We start from the raw sequence: 19,795 nt of genomic DNA on the forward strand, positions 1-19,795 counted from the left end.
GCTGGAGTTATCTCAACATGGCCGACCACAAGCCGGAAATCGTCATCAATTATTGCACCCAGTGCCAGTGGCTGCTGCGGGCCGCGTGGCTGGCCCAGGAGTTGCTCAGCACGTTTGCCGACGACCTCGGCCGGGTGGCGCTGGAACCAGGTACCGGCGGTATTTTCCGCATTACCTGCAACGGCGTGCAGATTTGGGAGCGCAAGGCCGACGGCGGCTTCCCCGAGGCCAAGGTGCTGAAGCAGCGGGTGCGTGACCAGATCGACCCCCAGCGCGACCTGGGCCACAACGACCGCTGAGTCACCCGCCCTCGGCCAGCGGCCGCTGCGCGGGCTCGGCGGCCAGGCGGCTGGACAGCACGATGGCGAGGATGATCAGTGCGCCGCCCAGCAGCATGCGCACCGTGGGGGTCTCGGCAAACACCAGCCAGGCTACGGCAATGCCGTAGACCGGCTCCATGCCGAACACCACGGCGGCACTCCGGGCCTTGATGACCGCCAGGCTGGCGACGAACAGGCTGTGCGCCACGCCGGTGCAGAAAATGCCGAGCAGGCCGATCCACAGCCAGTCCACCGGCGCGACCTCGCCCAGCCCAGGGGCAGCGAACGCCAGCAGGCTCAGGCTTACCACCAGGTTTTGCCACAGTGCTGCCTGCACCGCAGGCAAGCGACCAGAGCCTGCGCGGTTGGTCAGGGACAGCAGTGAAAACAGCAGGCCCGAGAACAGGGCCCACAGCAGGCCGCCGGTCGCTTCGCTGGCCAGATCGAAGGCTGGCGTGACCAGTATCAGGCCGAGGCTGACCAGCAGCACCAGCAGCGCTTCGTTGCGGCGGATGCGCTCGCGGAACAGCAGCCCTTCGAGCAGCACGGTAAAGGCCGGGAAACTGGCGAAGCCGAGGGTGGCGATGGCCACGCCGCCGACCTTGACGGCGATGAAGAAGCTGACCCAGTGGCCGGCCAGCAGCACCCCGCCGAGCAACAGGCGGCGCGCATCCTGACCGTTCAGGCGTTGCCAGCCAGGGCCGGTGACACTGGCGAACAGCGCCAGGGCGAGCACGGCGAAAGCGGCGCGGCCGAACACGATGATCACCGGGCTGGCGCTGGCTGCCAGCTTGCCGAATACGCCGGTCAGGCCAAAGAACAGCGCGCCGATATGCAGGGCGCCGAGGGCGGTGCGGTGGTTCATGACAGGGGGGCATTCCTCGCAAGGCAATCGGCCATTGTGCCTGAAGCCGTGCATGGCGAGGACCGGGTGGCCGCGGGCGCAGGCGCGCTGCTTACAGCCTGAGCTTGCCGAGCAGAATGTCGCGGAACATCACGAAGTCGCCGGCAAGGCTGTAGAACGGGTAGGTGAATGTCGCCGGCCGGTTCTTTTCAAAAAAGAAATGCCCCACCCAGGCAAAGCCGTAGCCGAACAGCGGCACGGCCAGCAGCAACAGCCATTTGCCGCTGCCGATGGTATAGGCCAGCAGGGCGATCACCAGGCTGGTGCCGACAAAATGCAGGCGGCGGCAGGTGGGGTTGCTGTGCTCACCCAAGTAATACGGGTAGAACTCGGCAAAACTGCGAAACTGCGCTGTGCGGTTCATGGCAGTGCTCCGGGATTAATACTTCTGGACAAGATGCACGGCGTGGAGCCTTATTCGAGTCTAGAGTGATTGGCAGTGCCTACCAGTGACAATAGGCGCCAATTGAGTATCCTTGGGGTTCACCGCAGGAGCGGTCAGGAAAGTAACCTGTCATGAGCGAAAGAACCACGTCAGCCAGTTGGGCATCAGGGATTGTCAAAGCACTCGAGCTGGAAGGACTGGACTGTCGGGCCATGTTCAAGCAACTGGGGCTGGATTTCGCCGCCCTCGACGATCCCGATGCGCGCTTTCCCCAGGACTCCATGACCCGACTGTGGCAATTGGCAGTGGAACTGTCCGGCAACGAGGCCATTGGCCTGAACATGGCGCGTGTGGTGCGCCCGGCATCGTTTCACGTGGTGGGCTATGCGCTGATGTCCAGCCGCACGTTGGCCGAGGGTTTCGAGCGGCTGGTGCGGTACCAGCGCATTATCGCCGAAAGCTCAGATCTCAGTTTCGTGCTCGGCGCCGAGGGCTATTCGTTGATCCTCACCGTGCATGGCGACCATCTGCCGCCTACCCGGCACAGTGCCGAAGCGTCGTTGGCCTGTGCGCTGGCGCTGTGCAAATGGTTGAGCGGCCGCCCGGTGCAGCCACGCCGGGTTTTGGTGCAGGGGCCGCAACCCAGGAATATCGAGCCGTACAAGGTGGCGTTCCATTCGCCGCTGATCTTCGACGCGCCGTATGACGCGCTGGTGTTCGAGCGGGCCGACATGGAGGCACCCTTGCCCACGGCCAATGAAGCCATGGCAGTGCTGCACGACCGGTTTGCCGGGGAGTACCTGGCGCGGTTTTCCGAAAGCCGCGTGACCCACCGGGTGCGCCAGGTGCTGTGCCGCATCTTGCCGCAGGGGGAGCCCAAGCGTGAGACCCTGGCGCAGGCCTTGCACTTGTCGCAGCGCACCCTGCAGCGGCGGCTGCAGGAAGAGGGCACCAGCTTCCAGGCGTTGCTCGACGACACCCGGCGTGAACTGGCCGAACAGTACTTGGCCCAGCCGGGCATGACCCTGCTGGAAACCGCCTACCTGCTGGGCTTCGCCGACCCCAGCAACTTCTACCGCGCGTTCCGCCGGTGGTTCGATACCACGCCCAGCGAGTACCGTGCCCGGCTCGGCGCCGTGGGCGAAGGGCTCAGTGACGCCAGAACGCCGGCATGCACAACACTAGCACGGTGATGATTTCCAGCCGGCCAAGCAGCATGCCGGCAGCCAGGATCCACTTGGCGGCGTCTGGCAGCGTGGCGTAGTTGCCTGACGGCCCGATCACTTCACCCAGGCCAGGCCCCACCCCGGAGACCGTACCGGCAGCCCCGGTCAGGGCGGTCATCCAGTCCACCCCCAGCAGCGACAGCAGCAGCGCCATGACGCAGATGGTGATGGCGAAGAAGAACGAGAACGTGAGAATCGAACGCACGATATCTTCATCGAGGCGGTGGCCGTTGTACTTCTGCTTGATCACCGCGCGAGGGTGGATCAGCTGGTTGAGGCTGGCCTTGAGCAGGATGTAGGCGACCTGGAAGCGGAAGATCTTGATCCCGCCCGCGGTCGAGCCGGAACAGCCACCGACGAAACCCAGGTAGAAGAACAGCATCAGCGAAAAATTGCCCCACAGGCTGTAGTCACCCAGGGCGAAACCGGTGGTGGTGACGACCGAGGTTACGTTCAGCGCCACGTGACGCAGCGCGTCCAGCCAGTGCAGGTTGGTGCTGTACCAGTACCAGGTGCCCAGAACCAGCCAGGTGACCAGCAGCATGCCCAGCAAGCCCTGCACCTGCTGGTCGCGGAGCAGCGCCCTGCGGTTGCCGCGCAGGGTGGCCACGTACAGGGTGAACGGCAGGCTGCCCATGATCATTACTATCACTGCCACCCAGTGCACGGCGGGAATGTCCCATTTCGCCAGGGACTGGTCGGAGGTGGAAAAACCACCGGTGGAAATCGCCGACATGGCGTGGTTGATGGCATCGAACGGGCTCATGCCGGCCCACCAGAAAGCCAGCGCGCCAAGAATCGAGAAGCCGACGTACACCCCCACGATCGACTTGGCGACCATGTGCGAGCGCGGCATGACCTTTTCGGAGCGGTCGGAAGACTCGGTCTGGAACAGGCGCATGCCACCAATGCGCAGCAGCGGCAGGATGGCCACCGCCATGGCGATGAAGCCGATACCGCCCAGCCAGTGCAGCATCGAGCGCCACATCAGGATGCCTGGCGACATGCTGTCGAGCCCGCTGAGCACGGTGGCGCCGGTGGCGGTGATGCCCGACATGCTTTCGAAGAAGGCGTCGGTGTAGCTGATGTGCTGGGTCAGCAGGAAGGGCAGGGCGGCGAACACGCAGACCACCAGCCAGCTGCAGACCGTCAGCAGGTACATGTCGCGTGGCCGCAGGTGCACATGCTCCGGCCGCCCTTGCAGCACCATGGCCAGCCCGGCAATGAAGGTGATCAGGCTGGACCACAGGAACGACGGCATGTCGCCGGTGCGTTCGAATATCACCAAGGTCGCCATGGGCACGGCCATGCCCACAGCCAGGGTGATCAGGAAGATGCCGATGATGAAACCAATGATCCTTAAGGTCGGCAACGCCATGTGATCTGCTCTGACTCGAAACGGAAGGGCGCCATTCTACCTATGGGCCGGGCCGCTGCAAGCCAGGCGCGGCACGCTGCACGAAAAGCCCGCGTGCTGCCGCTTGCAGCTTGCAGCTTAGGGCGTGCAGCTTGAGAATGGCCGCACATTCCACTGCCAGGAGGGTAGCCGATGGAGGCTCTCGACGCATTGCTCAACCGTGTTTCCGTGCCACGCCTGACCGACCCTGCCCCCAATGCCGCCCAGCGCGAGGCGCTGTTCCAGGCTGCCCTGCGGGCGCCGGACCACGGCCAACTGCGGCCTTGGCGGTTCCTGACCATCGAAGGGCAGGGCCGCGAGAAGCTGGGCGAGCTGTTCGCCGAAGCGGTGCAGCACAAAGGTGAAGCCACCCAGGCTGCGCTGGACAAAGCCCGCGCCATGCCGCTGCGCGCACCGTTGCTGATCGTGGTGGTGGCCAGCTTGCAGGACCACTTCAAGGTGCCCAAGTCCGAGCAGCGCCTGGCGGCGGGCTGTGCGGCACATGGCATCCTGATCGCTGCCCATGCGCAGGGCATCGGCGCCGTGTGGCGCACCGGGGACATGGCCTTCGACGCGCATGTGCACAAGGGGCTGGGGCTGGCGGAGAACGAGGAACTGATCGGCTACCTGTACGTCGGCACGCCAATGACCGAGCCACGGACCGCGCCGGTGCTGGCCACCGCTGATTTCGTCACGGCCTGGGGCGAGTGACGCGGGCGCGAGCAAGGGCTGCGCTGCAGCCCTGAACGTACACGGCCCTGGCAGCCTTACGCTGAAGCGGCTTGCAAGGGTAGTTCAAGCCGGGCGACAAAGCCGCCCTGCGGGTGGTTGTCCAGTACCAGGCTGCCGCCATGCCGCTCCGCCGCCTTGCGCGCAATCGCCAACCCCAGGCCGTGCCCTGGGGCTTCCTGCCCCGGTGCGCGGAAGAACGGCTCACCCAGCTGGGCGAGGTGCTCCGGGGCTGCACCCGGGCCATGGTCGCGCACACAGATCACCACCCGCGCCTGATCGCGCACGGCACTGACTTCGATGGGCTGGCCTGCCGGGTTGAAGCGCAGGGCGTTGCGCAGCAGGTTGTCCACGGCCCGCTCGATCAGTGTCGGCCAACCTTGCAAGACCAGCCCCGGTTGCGCCTCCAGGCGCACGTCCTGGTCGGGCGCGCCGAGCAGGGCGTCCTTGCGCACACTGCCCAGCAAGGCATTGAGGTCCACCGCTTCGGCGTGGGCCTGTTCGGCATCCACGCGGGCCAGGGTGAGTATTTCGCTGATCAGGTCTTCCAGCCTGTCGCACTCGCGGGTCAGGCGCGGCCACAGGGCCTGGCGCTGTTCGGGCTCGGCGCGTTCGGCCAGGGCCAGGGCAATGCGCAGCCTGGCCAGCGGTGATCGCAGCTCGTGGGACACGTCGCGCAGCAATTGGCGCTGGCTGGCGAGGGTGCTTTGCAGGCGCGCACCCATTTTGTTGAAGTCGTTGGCCAGCACGCCGAATTCGTCACGCCGGGCTGCCAGGCGCGCCAGGCTGTTCTGCTGATAGGTGCTCTGGCCCAGGTCGTGCACAGCGCTGCGCAGGCGGCTCAACGGGCGCGTGATGGACAGCGTGACCAGCAGGCTGAACAGGGTCAACACCACCAGGGCGATGCCCAGTGCGCTGAGTGGCCACATCAGGCTGTCCCGGTGCCACTCATCCAGCGCCGGGTGGGGGATGCGGTAGATCAGCAGGTAGGTCTGGCCGGTGTCGGGGCTGGTGTATTCCTCGGTCAGCCGGCGCCATGGCAAGCGGCGCTGGTCGTTGTGCTGGCGTGCCTCGAAGGCTGCCGCCCGGCGCGGGAACGTGCCGGGCACCACCGCGTCACCACTGTCATCGAGCACCTGCACGTCGATCTTGTAGCGGTCCTTGCGTTGTTCCAGGAACTGCTGCGCGGCATTCACGCCCTCCTGCTCGTAGTGCCTGGCCCACTGGCTGGCCAGCGTGTTCAGGCCGGGGTGGCGGCTGAGGATCCAGGCGTCCTGGTTGAGCATGTGCCCAAGCAAGATCGACAGGCCTGCAACCAGGGTGATGGCCAACCAGAAGCTGGCCAGGATGCGCCAGAACAGTGAACGCAAGAGCACCTCCTAAAACAGAAAAAGCCCGGCTCGCGCTGGGGCGAGCCGGGCATCGGGCTGACAGCTTACTGGGCCTTTTTGGCTTTTTCAGCTTTCCAGGCCTGGAACTCCTGCCACTCGGCTTTCTTGGCAGCGCGTTCCTTTTGCAGTTCGTCGAACTTCTTCTGCTGGTCTGGCTTGAGCAGGTTGCGCACGGCGGTGTCGGTCTTGGCGCGGCTGGCTTGCAGTTCGTCCTTCATGGCTTTCTGGTCGGCAGCCGGCAGTTTGGCCAGGTAACGCTCGGTAATGTCGCGGCGCTGCTGCATTTGCTCGCCCATCAGCTTGCCGATCTGCTGGCGCTGGTCACGGCTCAGGTCCAGTTGCTGGAAGGCCGCGTCACCGCGGTGATGCGGGCCGTCGTGACGTGGGCCGCCGTCAGGCATGGCCATGGCTACGGTCGGCAGGGCGGCGGCGAACATCAGGGCGATAAGGGTCTTGCGCATGGTGTCTCTCCTTTCATAGGCCGGTGGTTACCGGATGAGCACAGTTTAGGGAGATCACCGTCAAGCGCAGTCAGTGGATGGTAAAGGCTGGGTAAAGAACAGCTGGAAGCTGCAAGTGAAGCCGATCGCGATTCTGCTCTTTCTTGCAGCTTGCAGCTGCTCACAGGCAGTAGTAATAGCCGCGGCTGCGCAGGGCGACGATGCGTGGCCGGCCATCGGCATGCGGGCCGATCTTCTTGCGCAGGTTGCTGACGTGCATGTCCAGGCTGCGGTCGTAGAGGGTGAGCTTGCGGCCCAGGCCGATCTGCGCCAGTTCCTGTTTGTCCAGCGGCTCGCCAGGCTGGCGCAGCAGCGCTTCAAGTATGCGGCTTTCGGACAAGGTCAGGGTCATTTCCCGGCCATCGATGCTGGCCACGCCGCGGGCCGGGCTGTAGACCAGGTCGCCCAGCTCCAACTGGCTGGTGGCGGCAACGGGGTGGCTGCGGCGCAGTACGGCACGCAGGCGCGCGGTAAGCTCGCGTGGGTCGCACGGTTTGGCCAGGTAATCGTCGGCACCCAGTTCCAGGCCAAGAATACGGTCAAGCGGCTCGCCACGGGCCGACAGCATCAGCACCGGCAGTTCGGCGTGCTCGCTGCGCAGTTGTTTGAGCAACTCCAGGCCGCTGCCGTCGGGCAACATGACATCCAGCACCACGGCCGCAGGTGCATGCTCGGCCAAGGCCTGGCGTGCACTCTGGCCATCGTGGCAGGCACGTACGGAAAACCCTTCCTGGGTCAGCCAGCTGCACAGCAGCTCGCACAGTTCCTGGTCATCATCAATCAGTAACAGCTCGCTCATGACTCACTCAATTCCACCATTGACGGCGGTCAAGTCGGCCCGCCAATGGCAAAGATACCGCAGACTGATGGCAACCGTATAACTGCTGATCCCGCATCGCCTGCTTCGCGGGTAAACCCGCTCCTACAACGACCGTGCAGTTCCGAAGGTCTGTGCGGGCCACTGTGGGAGCGGGCAAGCCCGCGAAGAAAGCGATGCGGTCTCGGATCACGGCAATACTTGCTTGAATGGCTTGACCACGACCTTGTCGTACACGCCTGCGGCAATGTACGGGTCGGCATCGGCCCAGGCCTGGGCTTCGGCCAGCGAGGCAAACTCGGCGACGATCAGGCTGCCGCTGAAGCCGGCTTCGCCCGGGTCATTGCTGTCGATGGCCGGGTGTGGGCCGGCCAGCACCACGCGGCCTTCGACCTTGAGCTGCTGCAGGCGTTCGATGTGCGCCGGGCGGGCAGCCAGGCGCTTTTCCAGGGAGTTCGCGACGTCGCTGGCAATGATGGCGTAGAGCATGTCAATCCTTGGGTTTGGAGGTAGAAGGGTCGTCGTGCAGGTGGCGCGACAGGTACACGCCTTGCGCCACCAGGAAGATCACGGTCATGCCCAGGCTGCCGAACACCTTGAAGTCTACCCAGAAGTCCTGGAAGGTGAAGGCGACGAACAGGTTGGCCGCACCACAGAACAGGAAGAACGCGATCCAGGCCAGGTTCAAGCGCGTCCAGATGGCATCCGGGAGGGTGAGGGCGTGGCCCATGATGCGTTTGATCAGCACCCGGTCACCGATGAAGTGGCTGCCGGCAAAGCCCAGGGCGAACAGCCAGTTGACCACCGGCGCCTTCCACTTGAGGAAGGTTTCGCTGTGGAAGGTCAGGGTCAGGCCGCCGAACACCAGGCAGGCCACCAGGGTCAGCCACTGGCCCTTTTCCAGCTTGCGCTGGCGCAGGAATAGCGCGCCGTACACCACCAGCGAGCTGACGATCAGCATGGCCGTGGCGCTGTAGATACCGCCGAATTCGAAGCTGTGGCCAGCGACTTCAAGCGGGCGTGGGTCCAGCTTGTACACGATGAAGAACAGCAACAGCGGGATGAAATCGATGAATTGTTTCACAATGGCAGCCAGAATCGGGATGTGACGGCATAATAACAAACATCGATTCCAGCGAAAGCGCTCCTCCATGAATGTTGATCTGCACTGTCACAGCACGGCCTCCGACGGCGCCCTGTCGCCCACGGCGCTGGTCGCCCGGGCCCATGAGCACGGGGTGCAAACGCTGGCCCTGACCGACCATGACACCCTCGAAGGCCTGCCCGAAGCGCGCCTGGCCTGCGTTGAGCGGGGCATGCGCTGGGTCAGCGGGGTCGAGCTTTCGTGCACCTGGGGGGGCGCCACCATTCACGTGCTGGGCTACGACTTCCCGCTCGATGCGCCGCCATTGCTGGCGGCGATCGAAGCATTGCACCGCGGCCGCTGGCTGCGCGCCGAAGAAATCGACAAGCGGTTGGCCGCCAAGGGCATGCCAGGCACCCTCGACGGCGCCCGCGCCGTGCAGCACGAGCTGGGCGACAGCGGCAACGCACCGGCGCGCCCGCACTTTGCCGAGTACCTGGTGCGTGCCGGGTACGTCAAGGACCGCGGCGAGGCGTTTCGCAAGTGGCTGGGGGCGGGCAAGCTGGGCGACGTCAAGCAGCATTGGCCCACCCTTGATGAAACCGTTGCCACGCTGCGCCAGTCCAAAGCCTGGGTGAGCCTGGCCCATCCCATGCACTACGACCTGACCCGCAGCAAGCGCAGGCGGCTGATTGCCGACTATATTCAGGCAGGTGGGCAGGCGCTTGAAGTGGTCAACGGGATGATGCCTGCCGAGCAGGTGGGCACCCTGTCCATCCTTACCCGTGAGTTCGGCCTGCTGGCAAGCGCTGGCAGTGACTTCCACGGCCCCGGCACCTGGGGCGAGATCGGTGCCTACCGGCCTTTGCCCGAGGACCTGCCGCCTTTGTGGCGCCGATTCAGCCATGAACAGCCTATTACGGTATGAACAGGACGACTACGTGAGCCAATTTTTCCAGATTCATCCGGAGAACCCCCAGCCGCGGCTGATCCGCCAGGCGGTAGAGATCATCCGCAAGGGGGGCGTGGTGGTGTACCCCACCGATTCGGCCTATGCGTTGGGTTGCCAGATCGGCGACAAAGCGGCGATCGAGCGTGTTCGGCGCCTGCGTGGCCTGGACAAGACCCACAACTTCACCCTGATGTGCTGCGACATGTCGCAGCTGGGGTTGTATGCCAAGGTCGATACCGGCACCTTCCGCCTGCTCAAGGCGCACGTGCCTGGGCCGTACACCTTCATCCTCAACGGCACCCGCGAAGTGCCCCGCCTGCTGCTGCACGAAAAACGCCGCACCATCGGCCTGCGGGTACCAGACCACGCCATTACCCTGGCGTTGCTGGCTGAGCTGGGCGAGCCGCTGATGAGCGTGAGCCTGATCCTGCCTGGCGATAACGAGCCGATGACCGACCCTTACGAAATTCGTGAGCGCCTGGAGCACCATGTCGACCTAGTGATCGATGGCGGCTACGGTGACCTCAAGGCGTCGACCATCATCGACCTTTCCGGCGACGAACCTGAGCTGATTCGAGAAGGCTGCGGCGACCCTGCGCCGTTCATGGCCAGCGCGTGAGCCAGCTGCAAGCGCCCGAGGCGCCGGCCACGCAGGTCGACGAGCCGCGGCAGTTGCAACTGGCCTTGGTCTACGGCGAAGCCCTGACCGAGATGCCGCTGGACCTGTACATCCCGCCAGACGCCCTGGAAGTCATCCTGGAAGCCTTCGAAGGGCCGCTGGACCTGTTGCTGTACCTGATCCGCAAGCAGAACATCGACATCCTCGACATCCCCGTGGCTGAAATCACCCGCCAGTACATGGGCTATGTGGAGCTAATGAAAAGCGTGCGCCTGGAACTGGCCGCCGAATACCTGGTAATGGCGGCCATGCTTGCCGAGATCAAGTCGCGCATGCTGCTGCCGCGCTCGGCTGAGGCCGAGGAAGAGGAGGGTGACCCGCGCGCCGAGTTGATCCGCCGGCTGCAAGAGTACGAGCGTTTCAAGGCCGCAGCCGAAGGCATCGACGCGTTGCCACGGGTTGGCCGTGAGGTGCGGGTGCCGCGCCTGGAGGCACCGCAGGCCAAGGTGCGCAAGCTGTTGCCGCAGGTCAGCCTGGAAGAGCTGCTGGTGTCCATGGCCGAGGTGATGCGGCGCAACGACCTGTTCGAGAGCCACCAGATCAGCCGTGAAACGCTGTCCACCCGCGAGCGCATGAGCCAGGTGCTGGAGCGCCTCAAGGGCGGTGCTTTCGTGCCGTTCGTCGAGCTGTTCGGGCACGACGAGGGCAAGCTGGGGGTAGTGGTCACCTTCATGGCGATTCTCGAACTGGTGAAGGAAGCGCTGATCGAACTGGTGCAGAATGAACCCTTCGCCGCCATCCACGTGCGGCTTCGCCCGGCGCTTGTTGAAGAACCCGATGAACCTGAATGAACCCCGCGACCTGGCGTCGCTGATCGAAGCCTTCCTGCTGGCGTCGGGCAAACCGCAATCACTGGAGCGTCTGTTCGAGTTGTTCGAGGAAGCCGAGCGCCCCGAGCCCAAGGTTTTCAGGCAGGCGCTGGAGGTGCTGGGCAAATCGTGCAACGGCCGCGCTTTCGAGCTCAAGGAGGTGGCCAGCGGCTACCGCCTGCAAATTCGCGAAGCCTACGCCCCCTGGGTCGGCCGCTTGTGGGAAGAGCGCCCGCAGCGCTATTCGCGTGCCTTGCTGGAAACCCTGGCGTTGATCGCCTATCGCCAGCCGATCACCCGTGGCGAGATCGAGGATGTGCGCGGGGTGGCGGTGAACAGCAATATCATCAAGACCCTGATGGAGCGCGAGTGGATACGCGTGGTGGGCTACCGCGAGGTGCCCGGCCGGCCGGCGATGTTCGCCACCACCAAGGCGTTTCTGGACCACTTCAACCTCAAGAGCCTGGAGCAGTTGCCAGCGTTGGCCGAGCTGCGCGAGCTGCAGCCTGAGCCGCTGCTCGACCCGGATGATGCACCGGTACCGGCCCACCTGCAGGCCCTGGCCGATGCCAGCCTGGGCGAGCAGGAAGCGGTTGAGGAGCCGAAGGAGGAAACCAGCTTCCGCAGCTTGCTGGTGGAGCTGGATGCCATGGAAGAAGGGCTGAAGACCGACTTTGACGATTTGCGTGGGCAAGCACCTGAGGCCGCGGTGGAAGAAGAGGGCAAGCTGCAGTCCTGATCGTGCGGTCGCCTGCAGCGGCCCCGCCCGGCAAGCACCTCACCGTTAGGCAGAAACCTCTCGCTGCCCCCGCAAAACCTTCTAACCTGCAGTGCGTTCCCCCGCCGAACCGCGTATGATGCGCGGCCTTTTGGCGCATTCGTCGCCAGAAACCCTTTGTCATTCCTACACCGGGAGGTGCCCAGATGAGTGAGCAAGACCTGCAAGACACCGCAATTACCCCGCCGTCCGGCGAAAAACTGCAGAAAGTGCTGGCCCGCATCGGCGTGGGCTCGCGCCGTGACGTCGAGGCCTGGATCAGCCAGGGCCGGATCAAGGTCAACGGCGTCGCGGCTACCCTCGGCCAACGCGTCGACCTGCACGATGCCATTGCCGTTGACGGCAAGCTGATCAAGCGCGAGGAGGCCGCCGAGGCCACCCGCCGGGTGATCATGTACAACAAACCCGATGGCGAGATCTGCACCCGTGACGACCCGGAAGGCCGCCCGACCGTGTTCGATCGCCTGCCGCGGCCAAAAGAAGGCCGTTGGATCAACATTGGCCGACTCGACATCAACACCACCGGCCTGCTGCTGTTCACCACCGACGGTGAACTGGCCAACCGCCTGATGCACCCGTCCTACGAGATGGACCGCGAATACGCGGTGCGTGTGCGTGGTGAAGTCGATGACGAGATGATCGAGCGCCTGAAGGCCGGTGTAATGCTCGAAGACGGCCCGGCCAAGTTCACCGACATCCAGAAGGCACCCGGTGGCGAAGGTTTCAACCACTGGTACCACTGCGTGGTGATGGAAGGCCGTAACCGCGAGGTGCGTCGCCTGTGGGAATCCCAGGGCATGGTGGTCAGCCGCCTGAAGCGCGTGCGCTTTGGCCCGGTGTTCCTCAACTCCGACCTGCCGATGGGCCGCTGGCGGGAAATGTCCCAGGGCGAAATCGACATCCTGGCCGCTGAAGTCGGCTTGCAGCCGGTTGCGCTGCCTGCCTTGAACCTCAAGGCCAAGGACAAGATGGAGCGCCTGCAGCGCAAATCGTCCCGCCCGCTGGGCCGTGGCGAGCGCGTGCGCAACCTGCGTCCGGCCCACGAAGGTGCTGCCGCTGGCGAGCGCCCGGCACGCCAGCCGCGTGAAGAAGCCCCACGCAAAGGCAACCGCGGCAGCGCCGTGGCCGAGCGCCCAAGCGAAATGCGCAAGCGCCCCGCCAAGCCTGAGGGCGACAAGCCTGCCGGCCGTGGCCGCGGCAAACCGCGTGGCTGATTGGCCCAGTTAAGTCATTTGGGGCCGCTTTGCGGCCCTTCGCGGGCACGCCCGCTCCCACATCTTGAGTGGGAGCGGGCGTGCCCGCGAAGGGCTGCAAAGCAGCCCCAAGACACTGAAGCAAAAGAATTTTTCGGACGACTGGCAAGTCCTCGCACCACCCTGTAAAGAAATGTGTACAAAATCAGCCGATTCCCGTTCGCCTTTCGGAATACGCCCCAGCCTGTCAAAAAAACTTGCCGCTGCCAACGCTGCAAGCCCCCCGCGCCAATCCCCACCACCCTTGCCCAAACCCCCTTGCCCACGGTGTTATAGCCGCTATTGCCGTGTGCAACAGCCGGTCCACAGCGACTGGCTGACAAAACAACAAATGGAGGCGCCATGTACGCCGATCACTCCGCCTTTGAAGGCCCATACCACAGGATCGCTGCGTTTTTTCCCGGGGAAAGGATGCAACGCGTTGACGCCTGCGCATTTGCAGGGGTATACAGTGCGCCGCGTTTTACCTGTGACCCCCTTGCGTACCGCGCACTCTTGATCACGCCTGGTTGACCCGCCCCGGCGGCACCTGAGGTCGAGAAACCCAAGGTAACCACCTTGCCCATTCCGCTGCGCCACGAGCGCGGTGGGTCCGATTCCGTCACAGATAAAAACAATGCAGGTGACTTCGTTCATGAGTGGACAAAACATGCATTCAGGCGAGCTCAAGCGGGGCCTGAAGAACCGTCACATCCAGTTGATCGCCCTTGGCGGCGCAATTGGTACCGGCCTGTTCCTCGGCTCGGCAGGCGTGATGAAATCCGCCGGCCCGTCGATGATCCTCGGTTACGCCATCTGCGGCTTCATCGCCTTCATGATCATGCGCCAGCTTGGCGAGATGATCGTCGAGGAGCCGGTGGCCGGCTCATTCAGCCATTTTGCCCACACCTACTGGGGCGGCTTCGCCGGTTTCCTGTCTGGCTGGAACTGCTGGGTGCTGTACATCCTGGTGGGCATGTCGGAGCTGTCGGCGGTTGGCAAGTATGTCCACTACTGGTGGCCGGAAATCCCGACCTGGGTTACCGCAGCCGCCTTCTTCGTGCTGATCAACGCCATCAACTTGATGAACGTGAAGTTCTTCGGTGAAGCCGAATTCTGGTTCGCCATCATCAAGGTGGTCGCCATCGTCAGCATGATCGGCCTGGGCGCCTACCTGCTGACCAGCGGCAGCGGCGGCCCGGAGGCCACCGTCGCCAACCTGTGGTCGCACGGCGGGTTCTTCCCCAATGGCGTCAGCGGCCTGGTCATGGCCCTGGCCTTCATCATGTTCTCGTTCGGTGGCCTGGAAATGCTCGGGTTCACCGCTGCCGAGGCCGACAAGCCCAAGACCGTGATCCCCAAGGCGATCAACCAGGTCATCTACCGTATCCTGATCTTCTACGTGGGTGCGTTGGTGGTGCTGCTGTCGCTGACCCCGTGGGACAACCTGGTGGCCAGCATCGACGCCTCGGGCGGCAGTTATGGCAGCAGCCCATTCGTGCAGGTGTTCTCGCTGCTGGGCAGTGACGTGGCCGCCAACCTGCTGAATTTCGTGGTGCTGACGGCCGCGCTGTCGGTGTACAACAGCGGCACCTACTGCAATGCCCGCATGCTGCTGGGCATGGCCGAGCAGGGCGATGCCCCGGCAGCGCTGGCCAAGGTCGACAAACGCGGCGTGCCGGTGCGCTCGATTCTGGTGTCGGCAGCGGTGACCTTCGTGGCCGTGCTGCTCAACTACCTGATGCCGCAAAATGCCCTGGAACTGCTGATGTCGCTGGTGGTGGCTACCCTGGTGATCAACTGGGCGATGATCAGTTATTCGCACCTGAAATTCCGTCAGCACCTCGACCGTAGCGGCCAGAAGCCGCTGTTCAAGGCGCTGTGGTACCCCTATGGCAACTATGTGGTGCTGGCCTTCGTAGTGCTGATTCTCGGCATCATGCTGATGATTCCAGGCATTCAGGTGTCGGTGTACGCGATCCCGATCTGGCTGTTTGCGATGTTCGTGGTGTACATGGTCAAGCCACGTCGGCGGCAGAATACCGGTGGGGTTGCTGGAACCGTAGCCAAGTAAGGCTCTGCAGGATATTGAGAAACCCGAAGCCGGGGACTGGCTTCGGGTTTTTTATTGCCTGTTTGGGCCCTATCGCCGGCAAGCCACACACAGGGATCGCATCAGGGCTGATAGGTGTTTGTCAGAAGATATGCAGCGCCTGTGAGATCGAGCGCCGCCCGCGCGGCGCTTCGCGGGTAAACCCGCTCCTACGTTTGTTTCGGGCCAGTATTGCCTGTGCCGGACGCGCGCGACCGCCTTGTTTTTACGACGCGATATCGTGGTGGGCGCCAAGGCGTTCGCGCGCAAATCCCACAGGCATAATTGGCCCAAACAAACGTAGGAGCGGGTTTACCCGCGAAGCGCCGCGCGGGCGGCGCTCGATCTCACAGGCGCTGAAGATGCTGCGGCTATCCTTGCCAGAAACCATAGAATCTCCCACAGGGCTTGGAGCCTATACGGTCGAGGCAGGACTCAGATCTGCTCCAGCAACCACCCCCTGAACGCCCGCAACGACGGTAATGCCTCATTCCTCGGCGGGTAGATCAGGTAGTAACTGCGCTGGCTGGCAAAAGCTGCCCCGGGGCTGTGCAGTTCACCCTTGGCCAGTTCTTCTTCCACGAGAATGCGCGGCACCAGCCCGATGCCGATCCCGGCGCGCACGGCCTGGATCAGGTGGGAGGTGAGCTCGAAACTAGGCCCCAGGCGCATCGCCCGGTGCGGCAGGCCATGGTGGGAAAACCACTCGCCCCAGGCGTGCGGGTTGTTGGCCACGTTCAGCAGCACCTCTTCGCTGATGCTGGCGGGGCTCCAGCCCTGGCGGTCAGCGCTGGCCTGCGGCGGTACGATCACCACCAGTTCCTCGGCATGCAGGCGATGGCACACCAGCCCGGGCAGGTCGTGGCTGGCCACGCCAATGGCGGCATCGATCTCGCTGGTTTCGAAATTGATGGCTTCGATGCGTGAATGAATGTGCACCAGCATGCCAGGGTGCGCGCTGTAGAACGCATGCAAGCGCGGCAACAGCCACTTGGAGCCGAAGGTGGGCAGGGTGGCCAGGCGCAAGGTGCCGACCCCTGACTGGTAAGCCAGCGCTTGCAGGGTGGCGCTGCGGATGCGCCCCAGCGCCTCGCTGAGCTCGCCCTGGTACAGCCGGCCGACATCGGTCAGCTGCACCTGGCGCCCTTCACGGCGGAACAGGGTCAGGCCCAATTGTTGTTCCAGTGCCTGCACCTGCCGGCTGACCGCGCTCTGGGTCAGTGACAGTTCGGCAGCGGCGCGGGTGTAGCTTTCATGCCGGGCGGCGGCCTCGAATGCCAGCAGCAGCGACATGGACGGAGTCAGGTGGCGGTAATTCATTCATAAAAGTCATTGATAGCGGCAGGATTATCCGTTTGCCCCTGAGCGCAAACTACAGGAACATTGGCTTATACGTCACCCCCGCCTGGTTTGACCCATGCCGGGGCGACAGGAATCCCGTGAATAGCCAATATCAAGAGGCCATCCTTCGATGATCGCCCAGCTGCCAACCGTTGCACCCAGCGCCAACTACCCCGAATTCCTCGAAGCCCTGCGCAACAGCGGCTTCCGTGGCCAGATCAGCGCCGACTACGCGACCCGCACGGTGTTGGCCACCGACAACTCGATCTATCAGCGCCTGCCGCAGGCTGCGGTGTTCCCGCTGGATGCCGACGATGTGGCGCGCGTGGCCACGCTGATGGCCGAAGCACGCTTTCGGCACGTCAAGCTCACCCCGCGCGGCGGGGGCACCGGCACCAACGGCCAGTCGCTGACCGATGGCATTGTCGTCGACCTGTCGCGGCACATGAACAACATCCTCGAAATCAACGTCGAGGAGCGCTGGGTGCGGGTGCAGGCTGGCACCGTCAAGGACCAGCTCAATGCTGCGCTGAAGCCGTACGGGCTGTTCTTCGCACCTGAGCTGTCCACGTCCAACCGCGCCACCGTCGGCGGCATGATCAACACCGACGCCAGCGGCCAGGGCAGCTGCACCTATGGCAAAACCCGCGACCACGTACTGGAGTTGCACAGCGTGCTGCTCGGTGGCGAGCGCCTGCACAGCCTGCCGATCGATGAGGCCGCGCTGGAGCAGGCCTGTGCCGCGCCTGGCCGGGTGGGCGAGGTGTACCGCATGGCGCGGGACATCCAGCAAACCCAGGGCGACCTGATCGAGCGCACCTTCCCCAAGCTCAACCGCTGCCTGACCGGCTACGACCTGGCGCACCTGCGCGACGAACAGGGCCGTTTCAACCTCAATAGCGTGCTGTGCGGTGCCGAGGGCTCGCTTGGGTATGTGGTCGAAGCCAAGCTCAATGTGCTGCCGATCCCCAAGTACGCGGTACTGGTCAATGTGCGCTACACCAGCTTCATGGATGCCCTGCGGGACGCTAATGCGCTGATGGCGCACAAGCCGCTGTCCATCGAAACCGTGGACTCCAAGGTGCTCATGCTGGCGATGAAGGATATCGTCTGGCACAGCGTTGCCGAATACTTCCCGGCCGACCCCGAGCGGCCGACCCTGGGCATCAACCTGGTGGAGTTCTGCGGGGACGAGCCGGCGCAGGTCAATGCCAAGGTGCAGGCGTTCATCCAGCACCTGCAGAACGACACCAGTGTTGAGCGCCTGGGCCACACGCTGGCCGAGGGTTCCGAGGCCGTCACCCGTGTCTACACCATGCGCAAGCGCTCGGTGGGCCTGCTGGGTAACGTCGAGGGCGAGGTGCGCCCGCAACCTTTCGTCGAGGACACCGCGGTGCCGCCGGAGCAACTGGCCGACTACATCGCCGACTTCCGGGCCTTGCTCGATGGTTATGGCCTGGCCTACGGCATGTTCGGCCACGTGGATGCCGGCGTGCTGCACGTGCGCCCCGCGCTGGACATGAAAGACCCGGCCCAGGCCGCGCTGGTCAAGCCGATTTCCGATGCGGTGGCGGCACTGACCAAACGTTATGGCGGCCTGTTGTGGGGCGAGCATGGCAAGGGCCTGCGTTCGGAGTACGTGCCGGAGTATTTCGGCGAACTGTACCCAGCACTGCAGCGCCTGAAGGGTGCCTTCGACCCGCATAACCAGCTGAACCCGGGCAAGATCTGCACGCCGCCCGACAGCGCCGAAGGCCTGACCAAGGTCGATGGCGTGACCCTGCGCGGCGACCTGGACCGCAGCATCGACGAACGGGTCTGGCAAGACTTCGGCAGCGCCGTGCACTGCAACGGCAACGGTGCCTGCTACAACTACGACCCCAACGACGCCATGTGCCCCTCATGGAAAGCCACCCGTGAGCGCCAGCACTCGCCCAAGGGCCGTGCCTCGCTGATGCGCGAATGGTTGCGCCTGCAGGGCGAAGCGAACATCGACGTGCTGGCTGCGGCGCGTAACAAGGTCTCGTGGCTCAAGGGCCTGCCGGCGCGCCTGCGCAACAGCCGCGCACGCAATCAGGGCCAGGCCGACTTCTCCCATGAGGTGTATGACGCCATGGCCGGCTGCCTGGCGTGCAAGTCCTGCGCTGGGCAGTGCCCGATCAAGGTCAACGTGCCGGACTTCCGCTCGCGCTTTCTCGAGCTGTACCACGGCCGTTATCAGCGCCCGCTGCGCGACTACCTGATCGGCTCGCTGGAGTTCACCATCCCCTACCTGGCACACGCACCGGGGCTGTACAACGCGGTGATGGGGTCGAAATGGGTGAGCAGGCTGCTGGCCGAAAAGGTCGGCATGGTCGACAGCCCATTGATCAGCCGCTTCAACTTCCAGGCCACCCTGACCCGCTGCCGGGTTGGCATGGCCACGGTGCCGGCGCTGCGCGAACTGACCCCGGCCCAGCGCGAGCGCAGCATCGTGCTGGTGCAGGATGCCTTCACCCGTTACTTCGAAACGCCGTTGCTTTCGGCGTTCATCGACCTGGCCAGTCGCCTCGGCCACCGGGTATTCCTGGCGCCGTATAGCGCCAACGGCAAGCCGCTGCATGTGCAGGGGTTCCTCGGTGCATTCGCCAAGGCGGCGATCCGCAATGCCAGCCAGCTCAAGGCCCTGGCCGATTGCGGCGTGCCGCTTGTGGGCCTGGACCCGGCCATGACCCTGGTGTATCGCCAGGAGTACCAGAAGGTTCCGGGCATGGACGGTTGCCCGCAGGTGCTGCTGCCGCAGGAATGGCTGATGAATGTGCTGCCCGAACAGGCACCGACCGCGCCGGGCAACTTCCGCCTGATGGCGCACTGCACCGAGAAGACCAATGTGCCGGCCAGTACCCGCCAATGGGAGCAGGTGTTTGCCCGTTTGGGGCTGAAGCTGGTGACCGAGGCCACTGGCTGCTGCGGTATGTCCGGTACCTATGGGCATGAGGCGCGCAACCAGGAAACCTCGCGGACCATCTTCGAGCAAAGCTGGGCCACCAAGCTGGACAAGGAGGGCGAACCTTTGGCTACCGGGTATTCGTGCCGCAGCCAAGTCAAGCGCATGACCGAACGCCAGATGCGCCACCCGCTGGAAGTGGTGTTGCAGTACGCTCAGCGCTGACCTTCAGCG

19 protein-coding genes are annotated in these 19,795 nt (G+C 64.3%); 10 read left to right on the plus strand and 9 right to left on the minus strand.

All coding sequences use genetic code 11. The features are described from left to right. Positions 1–17: 17 nt before the first annotated feature. Positions 18–299 carry a SelT/SelW/SelH family protein gene (locus tag K4A76_RS07485; RefSeq protein WP_009683663.1) on the plus strand — a complete coding sequence of 94 codons (282 nt, stop codon included), beginning with the start codon at positions 18–20 and terminating at the stop codon, positions 297–299. Between the two features lies 1 nt (position 300). On the opposite strand, the gene K4A76_RS07490 is transcribed toward K4A76_RS07485, so the two are convergent. Further along, a complete protein-coding gene (locus K4A76_RS07490) occupies positions 301–1,185 on the minus strand; it encodes a DMT family transporter (RefSeq protein ID WP_274411859.1) in 885 nt (294 codons plus the stop codon). A 91-nt stretch (positions 1,186–1,276) separates the two neighbouring features. Continuing rightward, positions 1,277–1,588, minus strand: a complete 312-nt coding sequence (locus K4A76_RS07495) for a DUF962 domain-containing protein (RefSeq protein WP_009683661.1) — start codon at positions 1,586–1,588, stop codon at positions 1,277–1,279. 152 nt (positions 1,589–1,740) lie between these two features. Here K4A76_RS07495 and K4A76_RS07500 point away from each other — a divergent pair, with 152 nt between their 5' ends. Next, a complete protein-coding gene (locus K4A76_RS07500) occupies positions 1,741–2,802 on the plus strand; it encodes an AraC family transcriptional regulator (protein WP_173888003.1) in 1,062 nt (353 codons plus the stop codon). Here the strand turns inward: K4A76_RS07500 and K4A76_RS07505 are convergent. Continuing rightward, positions 2,759–4,213, minus strand: coding sequence for a TrkH family potassium uptake protein (locus K4A76_RS07505; RefSeq protein ID WP_274411860.1), 1,455 nt, complete (start codon positions 4,211–4,213; stop codon positions 2,759–2,761). The genes K4A76_RS07500 and K4A76_RS07505 overlap by 44 nt on opposite strands. Before the next feature lie 171 nt (positions 4,214–4,384). Between K4A76_RS07505 and K4A76_RS07510 the strand changes: the two genes are divergently transcribed. After that, complete coding sequence (locus tag K4A76_RS07510) at positions 4,385–4,942, plus strand: NAD(P)H nitroreductase (RefSeq protein ID WP_274411861.1); 558 nt, start codon at positions 4,385–4,387, stop codon at positions 4,940–4,942. A gap of 56 nt (positions 4,943–4,998) precedes the next feature. Here K4A76_RS07510 and K4A76_RS07515 read toward each other — a convergent pair whose 3' ends face one another. The 5 genes from K4A76_RS07515 to K4A76_RS07535 all read right to left on the minus strand — a co-directional run bounded on the left by K4A76_RS07515 (position 4,999) and on the right by K4A76_RS07535 (position 8,752). After that, positions 4,999–6,336 (minus strand): sensor histidine kinase, encoded by a 1,338-nt coding sequence (locus tag K4A76_RS07515; protein ID WP_110678668.1) that lies wholly within the window; start codon positions 6,334–6,336, stop codon positions 4,999–5,001. Positions 6,337–6,395: 59 nt separating this feature from the next. After that, positions 6,396–6,812, minus strand: a complete 417-nt coding sequence (locus K4A76_RS07520; RefSeq protein WP_274411862.1) for a Spy/CpxP family protein refolding chaperone — start codon at positions 6,810–6,812, stop codon at positions 6,396–6,398. Positions 6,813–6,972: 160 nt separating this feature from the next. Further along, complete coding sequence (locus K4A76_RS07525) at positions 6,973–7,650, minus strand: response regulator transcription factor (RefSeq protein WP_029887817.1); 678 nt, start codon at positions 7,648–7,650, stop codon at positions 6,973–6,975. Positions 7,651–7,857: 207 nt separating this feature from the next. After that, entirely contained in the window at positions 7,858–8,157 is a 300-nt protein-coding gene (locus tag K4A76_RS07530) for a YciI family protein (protein ID WP_274411863.1), read from the minus strand. 1 nt (position 8,158) lies between these two features. Beyond that, on the minus strand, positions 8,159–8,752 hold the full coding sequence (locus tag K4A76_RS07535; RefSeq protein ID WP_029887818.1) for a septation protein A: 594 nt from the start codon (positions 8,750–8,752) through the stop codon (positions 8,159–8,161). Positions 8,753–8,819: 67 nt separating this feature from the next. Here K4A76_RS07535 and K4A76_RS07540 point away from each other — a divergent pair, with 67 nt between their 5' ends. From K4A76_RS07540 to K4A76_RS07565, 6 genes are all read left to right on the plus strand, one after another. Next, the gene (locus K4A76_RS07540; protein ID WP_274411864.1) at positions 8,820–9,680 is read left to right on the plus strand and encodes a PHP domain-containing protein; all 861 of its coding nucleotides are present in this window, start codon (positions 8,820–8,822) and stop codon (positions 9,678–9,680) included. 13 nt (positions 9,681–9,693) lie between these two features. Next, the gene (locus K4A76_RS07545) at positions 9,694–10,323 is read left to right on the plus strand and encodes an L-threonylcarbamoyladenylate synthase (protein ID WP_054881895.1); all 630 of its coding nucleotides are present in this window, start codon (positions 9,694–9,696) and stop codon (positions 10,321–10,323) included. Positions 10,324–10,448: 125 nt separating this feature from the next. Next, on the plus strand, positions 10,449–11,174 hold the full coding sequence (locus tag K4A76_RS07550) for a segregation and condensation protein A (RefSeq protein WP_161893131.1): 726 nt from the start codon (positions 10,449–10,451) through the stop codon (positions 11,172–11,174). Further along, a complete protein-coding gene (scpB, locus tag K4A76_RS07555) occupies positions 11,161–11,931 on the plus strand; it encodes an SMC-Scp complex subunit ScpB (RefSeq protein ID WP_274411865.1) in 771 nt (256 codons plus the stop codon). The genes K4A76_RS07550 and scpB overlap by 14 nt, the downstream gene beginning before the upstream one ends. Before the next feature lie 185 nt (positions 11,932–12,116). Next, positions 12,117–13,184 carry a 23S rRNA pseudouridine(2605) synthase RluB gene (gene rluB / locus K4A76_RS07560; RefSeq protein ID WP_009683647.1) on the plus strand — a complete coding sequence of 356 codons (1,068 nt, stop codon included), beginning with the start codon at positions 12,117–12,119 and terminating at the stop codon, positions 13,182–13,184. Between the two features lie 673 nt (positions 13,185–13,857). Next, the gene (locus K4A76_RS07565) at positions 13,858–15,276 is read left to right on the plus strand and encodes an amino acid permease (RefSeq protein ID WP_197886268.1); all 1,419 of its coding nucleotides are present in this window, start codon (positions 13,858–13,860) and stop codon (positions 15,274–15,276) included. Positions 15,277–15,729: 453 nt separating this feature from the next. On the opposite strand, the gene K4A76_RS07570 is transcribed toward K4A76_RS07565, so the two are convergent. Continuing rightward, the gene (locus K4A76_RS07570; protein WP_054912719.1) at positions 15,730–16,614 is read right to left on the minus strand and encodes a LysR substrate-binding domain-containing protein; all 885 of its coding nucleotides are present in this window, start codon (positions 16,612–16,614) and stop codon (positions 15,730–15,732) included. Between the two features lie 151 nt (positions 16,615–16,765). Between K4A76_RS07570 and ydiJ the strand changes: the two genes are divergently transcribed. Next, positions 16,766–19,786 carry a D-2-hydroxyglutarate dehydrogenase YdiJ gene (ydiJ, locus tag K4A76_RS07575; RefSeq protein ID WP_274411866.1) on the plus strand — a complete coding sequence of 1,007 codons (3,021 nt, stop codon included), beginning with the start codon at positions 16,766–16,768 and terminating at the stop codon, positions 19,784–19,786. The last annotated feature ends 9 nt before the right edge of the window (positions 19,787–19,795 follow it).

Origin of the sequence: Pseudomonas sp. NEEL19, assembly GCF_028751975.1 — a bacterium.
Classification (GTDB): domain Bacteria; phylum Pseudomonadota; class Gammaproteobacteria; order Pseudomonadales; family Pseudomonadaceae; genus Aquipseudomonas; species Aquipseudomonas juntendi.